The 14,482-nt window shown below is 72.5% G+C and carries 12 protein-coding genes and 1 riboswitch; of the genes, 9 read left to right on the top strand and 3 right to left on the bottom strand.

The features are described 5' to 3' along the window. From gspD to KB893_RS11580, 3 genes are read left to right on the top strand one after another with little or no spacing between them, the layout of a single operon-like run. A complete protein-coding gene (gspD, locus tag KB893_RS11590) occupies positions 1-2,181 on the top strand; it encodes a type II secretion system secretin GspD (RefSeq protein WP_211925916.1) in 2,181 nt (726 codons plus the stop codon). A 42-nt stretch (positions 2,182-2,223) separates the two neighbouring features. Further along, positions 2,224-3,081: a glycosyltransferase family 2 protein gene (locus KB893_RS11585; protein ID WP_338026938.1), complete on the top strand. Its 858-nt coding sequence runs from the start codon at positions 2,224-2,226 to the stop codon at positions 3,079-3,081. Beyond that, positions 3,065-3,925 carry a glycosyltransferase family 2 protein gene (locus tag KB893_RS11580; RefSeq protein WP_211925917.1) on the top strand — a complete coding sequence of 287 codons (861 nt, stop codon included), beginning with the start codon at positions 3,065-3,067 and terminating at the stop codon, positions 3,923-3,925. Before KB893_RS11585 ends, KB893_RS11580 begins: the two co-directional genes overlap by 17 nt. A gap of 43 nt (positions 3,926-3,968) precedes the next feature. Here KB893_RS11580 and KB893_RS11575 read toward each other — a convergent pair whose 3' ends face one another. Together KB893_RS11575 and pyrF are read right to left on the bottom strand one after the other, a co-directional pair. Beyond that, entirely contained in the window at positions 3,969-4,982 is a 1,014-nt protein-coding gene (locus tag KB893_RS11575) for a LacI family DNA-binding transcriptional regulator (protein WP_211925918.1), read from the bottom strand. A gap of 80 nt (positions 4,983-5,062) precedes the next feature. Then, complete coding sequence (gene pyrF / locus KB893_RS11570) at positions 5,063-5,881, bottom strand: orotidine-5'-phosphate decarboxylase (RefSeq protein WP_211925919.1); 819 nt, start codon at positions 5,879-5,881, stop codon at positions 5,063-5,065. Positions 5,882-6,064: 183 nt separating this feature from the next. Between pyrF and pncB the strand changes: the two genes are divergently transcribed. Then, positions 6,065-7,234 (top strand): nicotinate phosphoribosyltransferase, encoded by a 1,170-nt coding sequence (gene pncB / locus KB893_RS11565; protein ID WP_211925920.1) that lies wholly within the window; start codon positions 6,065-6,067, stop codon positions 7,232-7,234. Between the two features lie 79 nt (positions 7,235-7,313). On the opposite strand, the gene ettA is transcribed toward pncB, so the two are convergent. Next, complete coding sequence (ettA, locus tag KB893_RS11560) at positions 7,314-8,975, bottom strand: energy-dependent translational throttle protein EttA (protein WP_211925921.1); 1,662 nt, start codon at positions 8,973-8,975, stop codon at positions 7,314-7,316. Positions 8,976-9,198: 223 nt separating this feature from the next. Here ettA and creD point away from each other — a divergent pair, with 223 nt between their 5' ends. The 5 genes from creD to ribD all read left to right on the top strand — a co-directional run bounded on the left by creD (position 9,199) and on the right by ribD (position 14,230). Continuing rightward, a complete protein-coding gene (gene creD / locus KB893_RS11555) occupies positions 9,199-10,536 on the top strand; it encodes a cell envelope integrity protein CreD (RefSeq protein WP_213173727.1) in 1,338 nt (445 codons plus the stop codon). A gap of 88 nt (positions 10,537-10,624) precedes the next feature. After that, complete coding sequence (glyA, locus tag KB893_RS11550) at positions 10,625-11,878, top strand: serine hydroxymethyltransferase (protein WP_211928192.1); 1,254 nt, start codon at positions 10,625-10,627, stop codon at positions 11,876-11,878. 78 nt (positions 11,879-11,956) lie between these two features. Continuing rightward, on the top strand, positions 11,957-12,322 hold the full coding sequence (locus KB893_RS11545) for a four helix bundle protein (RefSeq protein ID WP_211928190.1): 366 nt from the start codon (positions 11,957-11,959) through the stop codon (positions 12,320-12,322). A 45-nt stretch (positions 12,323-12,367) separates the two neighbouring features. Next, positions 12,368-12,907, top strand: a complete 540-nt coding sequence (gene nrdR, locus KB893_RS11540; protein ID WP_213173726.1) for a transcriptional regulator NrdR — start codon at positions 12,368-12,370, stop codon at positions 12,905-12,907. Positions 12,908-13,111: 204 nt separating this feature from the next. After that, positions 13,112-14,230: a bifunctional diaminohydroxyphosphoribosylaminopyrimidine deaminase/5-amino-6-(5-phosphoribosylamino)uracil reductase RibD gene (gene ribD, locus KB893_RS11535; protein WP_213173725.1), complete on the top strand. Its 1,119-nt coding sequence runs from the start codon at positions 13,112-13,114 to the stop codon at positions 14,228-14,230. Positions 14,231-14,320: 90 nt separating this feature from the next. After that, positions 14,321-14,469: riboswitch (FMN riboswitch) on the top strand. Positions 14,470-14,482: the final 13 nt, after the last annotated feature.

Here is a 14,482-nt window from a genome sequence, read left to right as displayed (position 1 = left end):
ATGATCCAGCCCCCCCTTCGCCGTCCGCGCCGCGCGCGCGCCACCGCCGCCGTCGCGATCGCCGCGCTGCTGGCCGGCTGCGCGACGCCGCCGGTGCCGACCATCCAGCGCACGCCCACGCCCGTCGTCCAGACCGACGCCGACCCGGTGGCGCGGCGCGAGGCCGAGGCCTCGCGCGCGCGCCTGCTGCCCGGCAGCGGGCAGCTGATCGACCGGGACGCGGCGATGGCCCCGCCGCCGCGCTTCGGCGGCGGCGGCGAGGCGACCTTCAACTTCGAGGGCGAGTCGGTGCACGCGGTGGTCAAGGCCATCCTCGGCGACCTGCTGCAGCAGAACTACGTGATCGCGCCGGGCGTGCAGGGCACGGTGACGCTGGCCACGCCGCGGCCGGTCGGTGCCGACCAGGCGCTCAGCCTGCTGGAGACCGCGCTGGCCTGGAACAACGCGCGCCTGGTCTGGAGCGACGGTCGCTACAGCGTGGTGCCGGCCGACCAGGCGGTGGCCGGCAATCTCGCGCCGAGCGCCGGCAGCGCGGCCTCCGCCCGCGGCTACGAGGTGCGCGCGGTGCCGCTGCGCTACATCTCGGCGATCGAGATGGAGAAGGTGCTCACCCCCTACACCCGCCCCGGATCCATCATCAACGTCGACAACGGCCGCAACGTGATCACCCTGGCCGGCACCGGCAGCGAGCTGGCCAACTACCTGCGCACCGTCGAGATCTTCGACGTCGACTGGCTGGCCGGCATGTCGGTCGGCATCTTCCCGCTCGACTCGGCCAATGCGGAGGAGACGGTCGAGCAGCTCGACCAGGCCTTCGGCCCGCAGAGCGAGACGCCGGTGGCCGGCATGTTCCGCTTCATGCCGCTGGCGGGCACCAACTCGATCATGGTCATCACCCCGCAGCCGCGCTACCTCGGCCACATCGAGCGCTGGCTGCGCGAGATGGACGCGGGCAGCGGCGCGGAGCTGTTCACCTACCAGCTCAAGTACGTGAAGGCCTACGACCTCGCCCAGCGGCTGAGCGAGGTCTACGGCGGCTCCGGCGGGGGCGGCGGCTCGCTGGCGCCGGGCCTGACCCGCTCCACCGTCGGCAGCATGCGCGACACCGGCACGACCAGCTCCCGCAGCGGACGCTCCGACGGCCTGTCCAGCGGAGGCAGCGAACTCGGTGCGCTGGACTTCGGCGGCGAGGCCGGGGTGCAGAGCGGATCGGTGCAGTTCGAGATCGAGGGCCAGGAAGTGGGCGTGGCCGCGGTCGAGGAGAGCAACGCGCTGATCGTGCGCGCCAACCGTTCGCGCTGGGAATCGATCCGCCGGGTGATCGAGCAGCTGGACGTGATGCCGGCGCAGGTGCACATCGAGGCGCAGATCGTGGAGGTCTCGCTGAGCGGCGACCTGCGCTACGGCGTGAGCTGGTTCTTCGACAACGCCGTCGGCAACAACCTCGACGCCAGCGACTATCCCGGCCTGGCCCAGCTCGCCGCCTCGCGGCGCAGCCTCGGCAGCTACGCCGGCAGCATCACGCCCGGCTCCGGGCTCGGCTGGATCTTCGCCGGCGACGACTCGGTGGCGATCCTCAGCGCGCTGGACGAGGTCAGCGACGTGCAGGTGCTGTCCACGCCCTCGGTGACGGTGCGCAACAATGCCGAGGCCTCGCTCAACGTCGGCGACCAGGTGCCGATCATCACCACCTCGATCAACACCATCACCGGCAGCGACACCGCGCTCGGCACGACCAACTACATCGACACCGGCACGATCCTCAAGGTGCGTCCGCGCGTCAGCGGCGACGGCACCGTGTTCATGGAGATCATCCAGGAGATCTCCACGCCCGACTACAGCACGGTCACCGCGGACAACCCCAACCCGTCGATCAACACCCGCCAGCTGCAGACCGAGGCGGCGGTGCGCAGCGGCGAGACGATCATGCTCGCCGGCCTCATCTCCGACAGCTCGGCGAGCGGGCGCTCCGGCATCCCCGGCTTGAGCCGGATCCCGGTGATCGGGGCGCTGTTCGGCCAGCAGACGCGCAACACCGACCGCCAGGAGGTGGTGATCCTCATCACCCCCCGGGTCCTGCGCAATGCCGAGGAGGCACGCGACTTCACCGACCAGTACGGCGCACGCTTCCGCGCGCTCGAGCCGCTGCGTACGCAGGACGCGGCGCCGCGACAGCCCTGAGGACGCGGCGTGGGCAGGGGAGCGGTCAGGCGGGACGGGCCGGTGGGCGCGGCGCGCGGCGAGGACGGCGGCGGCCTGCCGGTCGTCGTGATCCCGCTGGACAACGCCCTGGACGCGCTCGACGACTGCCTGGCTGCGCTCGAACGCACGCTCCCGGCGGGCGCGCGGGTGTGGCTGGTAGACGATGCCGCCGCCGAACCGCGCGTGATGGCCCTGGTCGAGCGCTGGCTGGCGCGCACGCGACTCGCGGCCGACTGCACCCGCCGCAGCCGGCCCTGCGGTCCGGTGCGGCTGCTCGCCGAGGCGATGCGCGCCTGCGCCGGCGAGGACGTGCTGCTGCTGGCCGCCGATGCGCGTCCGGCCGGGACCTGGCTGCCGCGGATGGTCGCGGCGCTGGCCGCCGACCCTGCGGTCGCCACGGTCACGCCCTGGTGCAACGTGGGCGAACTCGCCGCCTGGCCCCGGATCGGCGAGATCAATCCGCCGCCGGCCGACCTCGAGGCTCTCGCCGCGGCGGCCGCCGGGACGGCGCCGGTGCGGCCCGCACTGCCGGTGGCGGTCGCCCATGCGGTGCTGCTGCGGCAGTCGGCCTGCGCCGCGGCGGGCGGTCTGGATGCCGATAGCTACGGCTCGCTGCAGGCGGCCCTGGCCGACCTCTGCGCGCGCCTCGCCGGCCTCGGCTGGCGCAACGTGCTCGCCGACGACGCCTTCGTCGCGCGGTCGCGCGAGGCCGTCCCGGCCCCTGGCGACCAGGCCGCCCTCGCGGCGCGCTGGCCGGGACTGACCGCGGCGGTCGCGCGCTTCCTGATGGACGACCCGCTGCGTGCACCGCGTGCGGCGCTGGAGGCGGCGCTGGCGCGGCGGCCGCCGTCCGGAGGACAGCGTGACCTCTTCGCCTGACCCCGCCGCCGGCGGCGCGATCGACGTGGTGGTGGTGACCTACCGCAGCGCCTCGACCATCGAGGCCTGCCTGCGGCGCGTGCTCGCCGCCGAGGACGTCGCCGCGGCGATCGTGGTCGACAACGCTTCCGACGACGGCACCCGCGACCGGGTCGCCGCGGTCGGCATGGACGACGCGCGGCTGCGGCCGTGGGCCAACACCGCCAACGTCGGCTTCGGCAGCGCCTGCAACCAGGGCGCGGCGATGGGCGATTCGCCGTGGATCGCGCTGGTCAACCCGGACCTCATGCTCGAGCCCGACACCCTGTCGCGACTGCGCGCGCACATGGAAGCCGATCCCGGGCTGGGCCTGGTCGGCGCCGACCTGGTCGACGAGGTCGGCGTGCGCGACGGCGCCGCGCGCCGGCGCGAGCCGACGCTCGCCGCCATGCTCGGCGGCGCCCGCGCCCTGGCGCTCGCGCCCACCGACGCGGCGCTGCAGGCGGTCGACGCGGCCTCGGGCGCGCTGATGCTGATGCCGCGCGCGCTGTACGCGGCGCTCGGCGGCTTCGACGAGGGCTACCGCCTGCACGCCGAGGACCTCGATCTCTGCCGCCGCGTGCGCGACGCCGGCCGCCGCGTCGCCGTCGCCAATGACGTGCGCGTGCTGCACGTGCGGGGGGTGTCGAGCCGCAGCCGGCCGCTGTTCGTGGAGTGGCACAAGCACCGCGGGCTGTGGCGCTACTTCGTGAAGTTCGAGGGGCGCGGCGTGGGGGCGCTGCGGCGCGCGTTCGCGTTCGTCGCAATCTGGGGGCATTTCGGCCTGATCCTGCCCCGCCAACTGCTGCGCGCCGTGCGCGGCTGAGCTCGCGGCCGCTGCCGCTGCCGCTGCCGCGGCGGCGGGGCAGTCAGCGCGGGGCGCGGTAGGGCGCAGCCGATTCGCGCAGCTGCAGGGCGTAGTCCACGCGCAGCATGCGCCCGGCCTCGGGTCCGCGGATGGCCTTGATGAGCTCCAGCGTCGCCAGCCGCCCCATCGCGCGGCTGGGCTGGCGCACCGTGGTCAGCGGCGGGTTGATCTGCTGCGACATCGGCGTGTCGTCGAAGCCGCACAGCGACAGGTCGCGCGGTACCTCGAGCCCGCGCAGGCTCGCCGCCCGCAGCACGCCGGCGGCGGTGTCGTCGTTGGCGGCGAAGATCGCGGTCGGCCGCTCCGGCAGGTCCAGGAGCCGGCCGCCGGTGCGCACGCCGGACTCGTAGTCGAACTCGCCCGCGATCACCAGCTCCGGGTCGTACTCGATCCCGGCGCGCGCCAGCGCCTCGCGGTAGCCGGCGTGGCGCCAGGCGCAGCCGCCGTGGCTGCGGTGGCCGGTGATGTGGCCGATGCGGCGGTGCCCGAGCGAGATCAGGTAGGTGACCATCTCGGCGGCGGCGGCGTGCTCGTCCAGGGTCACGCCGATGCGCCCGGTCTGCACCTGCGGCGAGATGCTCGCGAACGGCACGCCCAGTCCGTCGAGCGTGGCCAGCAGGGCGGCGTCGTCGGTCAGCGGCGGCGTCAGCACCAGTCCCTCGACCCGCGACTGCCGGATCAGGCCGGTCACCTCGCCGAGGAAGCCCTCCGTGCCCCAGTGCGTGGGCCCCAGCACCAGGTTGTAGTGCTGCGCGCGGCAGGCGTCGAGGACGCCGACCTGGATCTCCATCAGGTAGTTGCGTGAGGGGTTGTCGTACATCAGCGCCACCACGTAGGACCGCTGCGCGGCGAGGCTGCGCGCCGACAGGTTGGGCGCGTAGTGCAGCCGCTCGACCACTTCCTGCACGCGGCGCCGGGTCTCCTCGCGCACGTTCGGCTCGTTGTTGAGCACGCGCGAGACGGTCTTCATGGATACGCCCGCGGCCGCCGCCACGTCCTCGATCCGTGCCCTCATGGCGTATCCGCGGGAGTCCTGACGGTGCGCAATTCTGCCGCGATCACGCCGCGCGTCCTATCCCCGCGGCCGGCGCGGCCTCAGCGGCCGCGGGCGCGGTTGATCTGATCGCGCTGGGCCAGCGCCGCGGTGCGCGCGGCCGCGGCGAAATCGGCGCCGCCGCCGGCGTAGAGGATGGCGCGCGAGGAGCTGATCGCCAGCCCGCTGCCGTCGGCGGTGGCGGCGTTGCGCAGCACCGCGTCGACGTCGCCGCCCTGGGCGCCGATGCCCGGCACCAGGAACGGCAGCTCGCCGACCCGCGCGCGCACCTGCGCCAGTTCCTCGGGCCAGGTCGCGCCCATCACCAGCATGCAGTTGCCGTTGCCGTTCCAGTCGCGGGCGACGCGGTCGGCCACGTGCTGGTAGAGCGGGCGGCCTTCGACGACGAGGTCCTGGAATTCGCCGGAGCCGGGGTTGGAGGTGCGGCACAGCACGATGACGCCGCGGTCGGCGCGCTCCAGGAACGGCTCGACGCTGTCGCGGCCGAGGTAGGGGTTGACCGTCACCGCGTCGGCGCCGTAGCGGTCGAAGGCTTCGGCGGCGTAGTGCCGCGCGGTCGAACCGATGTCGCCGCGCTTGGAATCGAGGATCACCGGCACGCCAGGATGCGTGTGGTGAATATGTGCGACCAGCCGCGCGAGCGCCTCCTCCGCACCCAGCGCCGCGAAGTGGCCGATCTGCGGCTTGAACGCGCAGGCCAGCTCCGCGGTGGCATCGACGATCGCACGGCAGAACTCGAACACCGCGTCCGGCGCGTCGCGCAGGTGCGCGGGAAAGCGCGCCGGCTCGGGGTCGAGGCCCACGCAGAGCAGGGTGTCGTGATCGCGCCAGCGGGCGCGGAGGCGGTCGATGAAGGACATGGGAGGTGGGGCGGTGTCGGAGGCGGGTAGTGTGGGGGACGGAGGCGGGAATCGGGAATCGGAGCCGGGACGCCGGTCCTCGGCGGCACGATGGCCGATACTCGCGTCGACCACGCGTGTCGCTCGCATCGGACCCGACTCCCTCCCGGTCCCCGTTTCCGAACCCCCCTCGCTCCATCGGCCATGCCCCTGATCCCGACCCTCCTCGACACCGACCTCTACAAGTTCACGATGATGCAGGCGGTGCTGCACCAGCATCCTGCGGCGCAGGTCGAGTACCGGTTCCGCTGCCGCACGCCGGGCCTCGACCTCGGCGCCTGCATCGACGGGATCTCCGCCGAGATCGACGCGCTGTGCGCGCTGCGTTTCGGCGCCGAGGAACTCGATTACCTGCGCGGCCTGCGCTTCATCCGTCCGGACTTCGTCGACTTCCTCGGCCTGTTCCACCTCGACCGCAAGTACGTGCACCTGGCGCGCGGCGACGGCGGCGGGCTGGACCTGGTGATCCGCGGGCCGTGGCTGCACACCATCCTCTTCGAGGTGCCGCTGCTGGCGATCGTCAGCGAGGTCTGGTCGCGCCATGGCGGCCGCGCCGACCGGGAGGAGGGGCGGCGGCGGCTGCGGAGCAAGATCGGGCGGCTGGTCGAGGCCGATCCCGCCGCCGAGATCGCGATCGCCGACTACGGCACGCGCCGCCGCCATGCCGGCGACTGGCAGCGCGAGGTGCTGGGCGCGCTGCGCGAGGGGCTGGGCCCGCGCCTGGTCGGCACCAGCAACGTGATGTTCGCGCGCGAGCTCGGCATGACCCCGCTGGGCACGATGGCGCACGAATGGCTGCAGGCGCACCAGGCGCTGGGACCGCGGCTGCGCGATTCGCAGAAGGTCGCCCTGGAGAACTGGGCGCAGGAGTATCGCGGCGACCTCGGCATCGCGCTGTCGGACGTGGTCGGCCTCGATGCCTTCCTCGCCGACTTCGACATGTACTTCTGCAAGCTGTTCGACGGCATGCGTCACGACTCGGGCGACCCCTTCGCCTGGGGCGAGCGCATCCTCGCCCACCTCGAGGTCAACCGCGTCGACCCGCGCACCAAGACCCTGGTGTTCAGCGATGCGCTCGACATCGACAAGGTGCTGCGCCTGCACGCGCACTTCCGCGGCCGCTGCCGCGTGGCCTTCGGCATCGGCACCCACCTCACCAACGACCTCGGCGTGCCGGCGCCCTCGCTGGTGATCAAGATGACCCGCTGCAACGGCCAGCCGGTGGCCAAGCTCAGCGACTCGCCCGGCAAGAGCATGTGCGAGGACGCCGGCTACGTCGCCTACCTGCGGCAGGTGTTCGGGATCGCCGGCTGATCGACGTCTGCGGCCGTGACGAAAAAGGGCGGACGCATCGCTGCGCCCGCCCTTAGTTTTACCAACGGCGCGTCGTGGCCTACTTCAGCGCCTTGTAGCGGATGCGGCGCGGACCGGCCTCGTCGCCGAGGCGGCGCTTCTTGTCCTCCTCGTACTCGCGGTAGTTGCCCTGGAAGAACTCCACGTGCGAGTCGCCCTCGAAGGCGAGGATGTGGGTGGCGATGCGGTCGAGGAACCAGCGGTCGTGCGAGATCACGAAGGCGTTGCCGGGGAACTCGAGCAGTGCGTCCTCGAGCGCGCGCAGGGTCTCGATGTCGAGGTCGTTGGACGGCTCGTCGAGCAGCAGCACGTTGCCGCCCTGCAGCAGGGTCTTGGCCAGGTGCAGGCGACCGCGCTCGCCGCCGGAGAGGGTGCCGACCAGCTTCTGCTGGTCCTGGCCCTTGAAGTTGAAGCGGCCGATGTAGGCGCGCGACTGGATCTCGATGCCGTTGATGTTGAGGATGTCCGAGCCGCCCGACACCTCCTGGAAGACGTTGTGGTTGCCCGTGAGCGCGTCACGGCTCTGGTCGACGTAGGCGATGTTGACGGTCGGCCCGGTCTCGATGCTGCCGGAATCGGGCTTCTCCTGGCCGGTGATCATCTTGAACAGGGTCGACTTGCCGGCGCCGTTGGGGCCGATGATGCCGACGATGGCGCCGGGCGGGGCGACGAAGCTCAGGTCGTCGATCAGCAGGCGGTCGCCGAAGCTCTTGCTGACGTTCTTGAACTCCATCACCTTGCTGCCCAGGCGCTCGCCCGGCGGGATGAAGATCTCGTTGGTCTCGTTGCGGCGCTGGTAGTCGACCGACTGCAGCTCCTCGATGCGCGCCAGGCGCGCCTTGCCCTTGGAGCGGCCGCCCTTGGCATTGGAGCGGGCCCACTCGAGCTCCTTCTGGATCGCCTTCTGGCGCGCCTTCTCCTGCGATTCCTCGCGCTTGAGGCGGTCCTCCTTCTGCACCAGCCACTCGGTGTAGTTGCCCTTCCACGGGATGCCGCGGCCGCGGTCGAGCTCAAGGATCCACTCGGCGGCGTTGTCGAGGAAGTAGCGGTCATGGGTGACGGCCACCACGGTGCCGGTGTAGCGGGCGAGGAACTGCTCCAGCCACTCCACCGATTCGGCGTCGAGGTGGTTGGTCGGTTCGTCGAGCAGCAGCATGTCCGGCTTGGACAGCAGCAGGCGGCACAGCGCGACGCGACGCTTCTCGCCGCCGGAGAGGTTGCCGACGACCGCATCCCAGGGCGGCAGGCGCAGGGCATCGGCGGCGACCTCGAGCTGCTGCTCGACCAGGTGCGCGTCGCCGGCGGCGAGGATCGCCTCCAGGCGCGCCTGCTCGGCGGCGAGCTTGTCGAAGTCGGCGTCCTCTTCCGCGTAGGCGGCGTAGACCTTGTCGAGCTCGGCCTGGGCGCTCAGCACCTCGCCGACGCCTTCCTCGACCGCCTGGCGCACGGTGTGCTCCGGGTTCAGCGCCGGCTCCTGCTCCAGGTAGCCGACCTTGATGCCCGGCTGCGGCCGCGCCTCGCCGGAGAAGTCGGTGTCGACGCCGGCCATGATCTTGAGGACGGTGGACTTGCCCGCGCCGTTCAGGCCGAGCAGGCCGATCTTGGCGCCGGGGAAGAACGACAGCGAGATGTCCTTGATGATCTGGCGCTTCGGCGGGACCGTCTTGGACACGCCGTTCATGGTGTAGATGTATTGCGACATGGGGTCTCCGGCCGGGGCGCAGGGAGGGAGCGCCGGCGCGCAGGGCGCGGCGTCCATGGACGTGAAGGGCCGGCCATTATCGCGCATCGTGCCGCGTGGCGACACCGCGCGGCGCGGCGTCCGCCCGCGATCGGCCACATTCCGCCCGGATCGCGCCCCGCCTGCGCCCGGGACGCGGCCGCCAGCTGCGCTGCAATGCCGCCCTCCATCCGAGGAGGTCGCCATGCGCGTGATGCTCAAACTGCTGATGATCGGGGCCCTGGTCCTGGTCCTGGCCATTCCGCTCCTGCTGATGCGGGGCCTGGTCCACGAGCGCCAGGCGCGCGGCGCCGAGGCCGCCGCGGAGATCGCGCGCGCCTCGAGCCGGCCGCAGCGCCTGGTCGGTCCCTACCTGCTGATCGAGGCCGAGCGGGTGGTGCGTGCGAGGCATGCCGAGGGACGCGGCCGCGACGCTGGAGAGGGCGGCACCCTGCGCGAGACGGTGTACGAGCTGGTCCTGCCGGAGACGCTCGTCGCCGACAGCACGCTCACCACCGAGACGCGCCGGCGCGGCCTGTTCACGGTGCCGCTGTACCGCGATGCGCTGACGCTCGAGGCGGTCTTCGCGGTGCCGCCCGACCCGGCGCCCGAGGGCGAGGTGCTGAGCTACCGCCGCACCGGCGCGCGCCTCGGGCTGGGTCTGGGCGACGCGCGCGGCATCCGCGGCATCGACCTGGAGGTCGACGGCCGCGCCCTGCAGGTCGAGCCCGGCAGCGGCCAGGCCTGGCTCGCCGAGGGCGTGCACGCGCGCCTTCCCGCGGCGGCGCTGGCCGGCGGCCGGCTGCAGATGGCGCTGAGCGCCGATCTGATCGGCACCGAGTCGCTGCGCTTCGTCCCGGCCGGCAGCGACACCCGCGTCACCGTGCGCGGCGACTGGCCGCACCCGAGCTTCGACGGCAACTACCTGCCCGACACGCGGCGGGTGGGCGATGCCGGCTTCGAGGCCGAATGGCGCATCTCGCGGCTGGCGAGCAATGCGCAGCAGGTGCTGGGACGCTGCGCCGGCGCGGGTGCCGACGGCTGCTTCGGGCTGGAGGAAACGACGTTCGGGCTGCGCCTGGTCGATCCGGTGGACCGCTACCTGATGACCGACCGCGCGATGAAGTTCGGCCTGCTGTTCCTGGTGCTGGTGTTCGGCGCGGTGTTCCTCGTCGAGGCGCTGCGCGGGGTGGCGGTGCACCCGGTGCAGTACGGGCTGACCGGCCTGGCCCTGGGGCTGTTCTTCCTGCTGCTGCTGGCGCTCTCCGAGCACATCGGCTTCGGTCCCGCGTACCTGCTCGCGGCGCTGGCCTGCATCGGCCTGGTCGCCAGCTACATGGGCGGCGTCCTCGGTGGCCGGCGCCGGGGCGTCGGCTTCGCCCTGTTGCTGGCGCTCCTGTATGGCCTGCTGTACGGCCTGCTGCGCTCGGAGACGTATGCGCTGCTGGTCGGCAGCGTCGCCCTGTTCGCGCTGCTGGCGGCGGTGATGTTCGCCACCCGGCGGCTCGACTGGAGCCGCTTCGGCGCTGGCGCGGCGGCCTGACCGGCGATCCGGCGCGGGCCGCGGCATGGCCGCAACCCCGCGCCGGGTCTAAACTTCCGCGTCTTTCCCCGGACTTTGCGAGGCGCGGATGTTCCCCAGCAGCATGCGGATCGAGGGCTACGACCCGGAACTGGCCCAGGCCATCGCCGACGAGCGTCGTCGCCAGGAGGACCACGTCGAGCTGATCGCGTCCGAGAACTACGCCAGCCCCCGGGTCATGGAGGCGCAGGGCAGCGCGCTGACCAACAAGTACGCCGAAGGCTATCCGGGCAAGCGCTACTACGGCGGCTGCGAGTACGTCGACGTCGCCGAGCAGCTGGCGATCGACCGCCTCAAGCAGCTCTTCGGCGCGGACTACGCCAACGTGCAGCCGCATTCGGGCTCGCAGGCCAACCAGGCGGTGTACTTCGCCCTGCTGCAGCCGGGCGACACCATCCTCGGCATGTCCCTGGCCCACGGCGGGCACCTGACCCACGGCGCCAAGGTCAACGCCTCCGGCAAGCTGTTCAATGCCGTCCAGTACGGCGTCGACGACCAGGGCCTGATCGACTACGACGAGGTCGAGCGCCTCGCCCTCGAGCACAGGCCGAAGATGGTGGTCGCCGGCTTCAGCGCCTATTCGCGGGTGGTCGACTGGGCGCGCTTCCGCGCCATCGCCGACAAGGTCGGCGCCTACCTCTTCGTCGACATGGCGCACGTCGCCGGCCTGGTCGCCGCCGGCGTCTACCCGAGCCCGATGGCACATGCGCACGTGGTCACCTCGACCACCCACAAGACCCTGCGCGGCCCGCGCGGCGGCATCATCCTGGCGAAGGGCGCGGACGAGGAGCTGACCAAGAAGCTGCAGTCGATCGTGTTCCCCGGCATCCAGGGCGGCCCGCTGATGCACGTCATCGCGGCCAAGGCGGTGGCCTTCAAGGAAGCGCTGGAGCCGGAGTTCAAGGCCTACCAGGCGCAGGTGGTGAAGAACGCGCAGGCCATGGCGCGGACCATCGTCGAGCGCGGCTACAAGATCGTCTCCGGCGGCACCGACAACCACCTCATGCTGGTCGACATGATCGGCAAGGGCATCACCGGCAAGAAGGCCGAGGAGGCGCTGGGCCGCGCGCACATCACCGTCAACAAGAACAGCGTCCCCAACGACCCGCAGAAGCCCTTCGTGACGTCCGGCCTGCGCCTGGGCACCCCGGCCGTCACCACCCGCGGCTACCTCGAGGCCGACTGCATCGACCTCGCCAACTGGATCTGCGACGTGCTGGACGCACCAGAGGACGAGGCCGTCCTCGCGGCGGTGCGGGACAAGGTGGTGGCGCAGTGCGGGCGGTTGCGGGTGTATGGGTGAAAGGGTGGGAACAGGAAACCGGGAATCGGGACCCGTGAGGGTCTGACGAGCGGGGGAGGCCACGCCACGGAGGGTGGGATGGCACAGGATTTTCGCGAGCTGCGGGTGTGGGAAGAGGCGATGCGGCTGGCCGAGATGGTGTACGCGGTAGCGCCCCTGCTGCCGGCGGACGAGCGCTTCGGGCTGTCGATGCAGATCCGCAAGGCGGCGGTGTCGGTGCCGTCCTGCATCGCCGAGGGCAACGGCAGAGCGTCGACTGCCGATTATCTGCGGTTCCTCTCCATGGCTCGCGGCTCGCTGTCGGAGGTGCAGACCCAGGCGCTCCTCGCAGGACGCCTGGATCTTCTGCCCCGGCACGAGATCGACGCCATCCTCGCGCAGGCGCGCACGGTCGGCATGCTCCTCACCGGTCTGCGACGAGCCCTGGCCTCCAAGACCGCATAATCCCCACCATTCCCGATTCCCCAGTCCCGACTCCCGGCTCCGCCCATGCACTGCCCCTTCTGCCAGCACGAGGACACCCGGGTCATCGACTCGCGGCTGACCGACGAGGGCCTGAGCGTGCGGCGGCGGCGGGAGTGCCCGCAGTGCGGGGAGCGGTTCAACACCTACGAGACGGCCGAGCTCAAGCTGCCGGCGATCGTCAAGAGCGGCGAGCGGCGCGAGGCCTTCGACGAGCGCAAGCTCAGGGTGAGCTTCGAACGGGCCCTGCAGAAGCGTCCGGTGGCGGCGGACGCGGTCGACACCGCGGTGCGCGAGGTGGTCAACGATCTGCGCAAGCTCGCCGACCGCGAGGTGCCCTCGCGCCAGGTCGGCGAGCTGGTCATGCGCGAGCTGAAGAAACTCGACCAGGTCGCCTACGTCCGCTTCGCTTCGGTCTACCGGCGCTTCGAGGACGTGCAGGCGTTCCGCGAGGAGATCGAGAAGCTCGAGCGCGACCTGCCCCCCGGCCCGGCCTCGCAGCTGTCGCTGCTCGACGAGGTCGCCCCGCCGGTGGCGCCGCCGACGCCGCGTCGTCGCTCGTCCTGAGCACGGCTTTCGGCGCGAATGCCCTGTGGGAGGGGCTTCAGCTCCGACCCGCCCGCCATCCCGGCGTCCCGCGGCCGTGCGGCCGCGGTCGGGGCTGAAGCCCCGCCCACAGGGTCTCCGCCCGAGGCCGGGAACCGCGCCCTCCATTCCCGATTCCCACCTTCGCCTTCGCCCTCCCGCCCCACCCCCTGCCACAATCCCCCGATGCCCACCGCATCCCCCTTCGACGCCACCGAACACGCGCTGATGGCCGAGGCCCTGCGCCTGGCCGCGCGCGGCGCCTACAGCACGCGTCCCAACCCCATGGTCGGCTGCGTGATCGCGCGCGACGGCGAGGTGGTCGGCCGCGGCTGGCACCGCCGGGCCGGCGAGCCGCATGCCGAGGTGCATGCGCTGCGCGAGGCGGGCGAGGCGGCGCGCGGCGCCACCGCCTACGTCACCCTCGAACCCTGCAGCCTGCACGGACGCACCCCGCCGTGCTCGGAGGCGCTGGTCGCCGCCGGCGTGCGGCGGGTGGTGATGGCCACCGGCGATCCCTTCCAGGAAGCCGGCCACGGCATCGAGCGCATGCGCGCGGCCGGGCTGGAGGTCGACGCCGGCCTGCTGCAGGCCGAGGCGCGGGCACTCAACCGCGGCTTCTTCGCGCGCGTCGAGCGCGGCCGGCCGTGGCTGCGGGTCAAGCTCGCGATGAGCCTGGACGGGCGCACCGCGCTGGCGTCGGGCGAATCCAAGTGGATCACCGGGCCCGCAGCGCGCACCGACGTGCAGCGCTGGCGTGCGCGCGCCGGTGCGCTGGTCACCGGCGTCGGGACGGTGATCGCCGACGACCCGCGCCTGACCGCACGCCTGCCGCAGGAGGAGATCGACGAGGGCGGCCTGGCCGCGCCGGTGCGCGTGGTGCTGGACTCGCGCGGACGCACGCCGGCGGGCGCCGCGGTGCTCAACGACGCCGCCGCGCCGACCTGGCTGCTGCAGGGCGAGGACGTGCCCGACCGCCACGGCGGCGCCAGGGTCGAGCACATCGCCGTGCCCTGCGACGACGGCAGGGTCGGGCTGGAGGCGGCGCTGGCGCTGCTGGCCCGGCGCGGCATCAACGAGGTCCAGGTCGAGTCCGGGCCGACCCTGGCCGGTGCGCTGCTGCGTGCGGGCCTGGTCGACGAGGTGCTGCTCTACGTCGCGCCGCTGCTGCTGGGCGAGCGCGGGCGGCCGCTGTTCGGCGGCATCACGCCCGAGACCATGGCCGGACGCATCGGCCTGGAGACGGTCGAGACGCGCCAGGTCGGCACCGACCTGCGCCTGCTGCTGCGCCCGCGGGGCGCCTGAACGCACCGGAGCGTTTCGCCGCCCGGCGCGGCGGCGGAGGAGGCCCGCGTGCTAGCCTGCGCGCCCCCGTGGCCGTGGTGGCCTCGGGAATCGCGTCTTCAGGGCGGGGTGGAAGTCCCCACCGGCGGTAGGTCGCACTGCGACGAGCCCGCGAGCGCCCGCGCCGCCACGGCGCGGGGTCAGCAGATCCGGTCGAACTCCGGAGCCGACGGTCACAGTCCGGAATGAAGAAGACGCCGCGCATGCCGCCGA

Origin of the sequence: Coralloluteibacterium stylophorae, assembly GCF_018122625.2 — a bacterium.
Taxonomy (GTDB): Bacteria; Pseudomonadota; Gammaproteobacteria; order Xanthomonadales; family Xanthomonadaceae; genus Coralloluteibacterium; species Coralloluteibacterium stylophorae.
The sequence above is the reverse complement of the archived record's forward strand: the minus strand, read 5'-3'. Positions and strand labels throughout refer to the sequence as shown.

Excerpts from the sequence above, each read along its gene's own strand:
- pncB (WP_211925920.1), top strand. The coding sequence starts at position 6,065 with ATGCCCCTGATCCCGACCCTCCTCGACACCGACCTCTACAAGTTCACG.
- gspD (WP_211925916.1), top strand. The coding sequence starts at position 1 with ATGATCCAGCCCCCCCTTCGCCGTCCGCGCCGCGCGCGCGCCACCGCC.
- nrdR (WP_213173726.1), top strand. The coding sequence starts at position 12,368 with ATGCACTGCCCCTTCTGCCAGCACGAGGACACCCGGGTCATCGACTCG.
- KB893_RS11575 (WP_211925918.1), bottom strand. The coding sequence starts at position 4,982 with ATGAGGGCACGGATCGAGGACGTGGCGGCGGCCGCGGGCGTATCCATG.
- KB893_RS11545 (WP_211928190.1), top strand. The coding sequence starts at position 11,957 with ATGGCACAGGATTTTCGCGAGCTGCGGGTGTGGGAAGAGGCGATGCGG.
- pyrF (WP_211925919.1), bottom strand. The coding sequence starts at position 5,881 with ATGTCCTTCATCGACCGCCTCCGCGCCCGCTGGCGCGATCACGACACC.
- ettA (WP_211925921.1), bottom strand. The coding sequence starts at position 8,975 with ATGTCGCAATACATCTACACCATGAACGGCGTGTCCAAGACGGTCCCG.
- creD (WP_213173727.1), top strand. The coding sequence starts at position 9,199 with ATGCGCGTGATGCTCAAACTGCTGATGATCGGGGCCCTGGTCCTGGTC.
- glyA (WP_211928192.1), top strand. The coding sequence starts at position 10,625 with ATGTTCCCCAGCAGCATGCGGATCGAGGGCTACGACCCGGAACTGGCC.
- ribD (WP_213173725.1), top strand. The coding sequence starts at position 13,112 with ATGCCCACCGCATCCCCCTTCGACGCCACCGAACACGCGCTGATGGCC.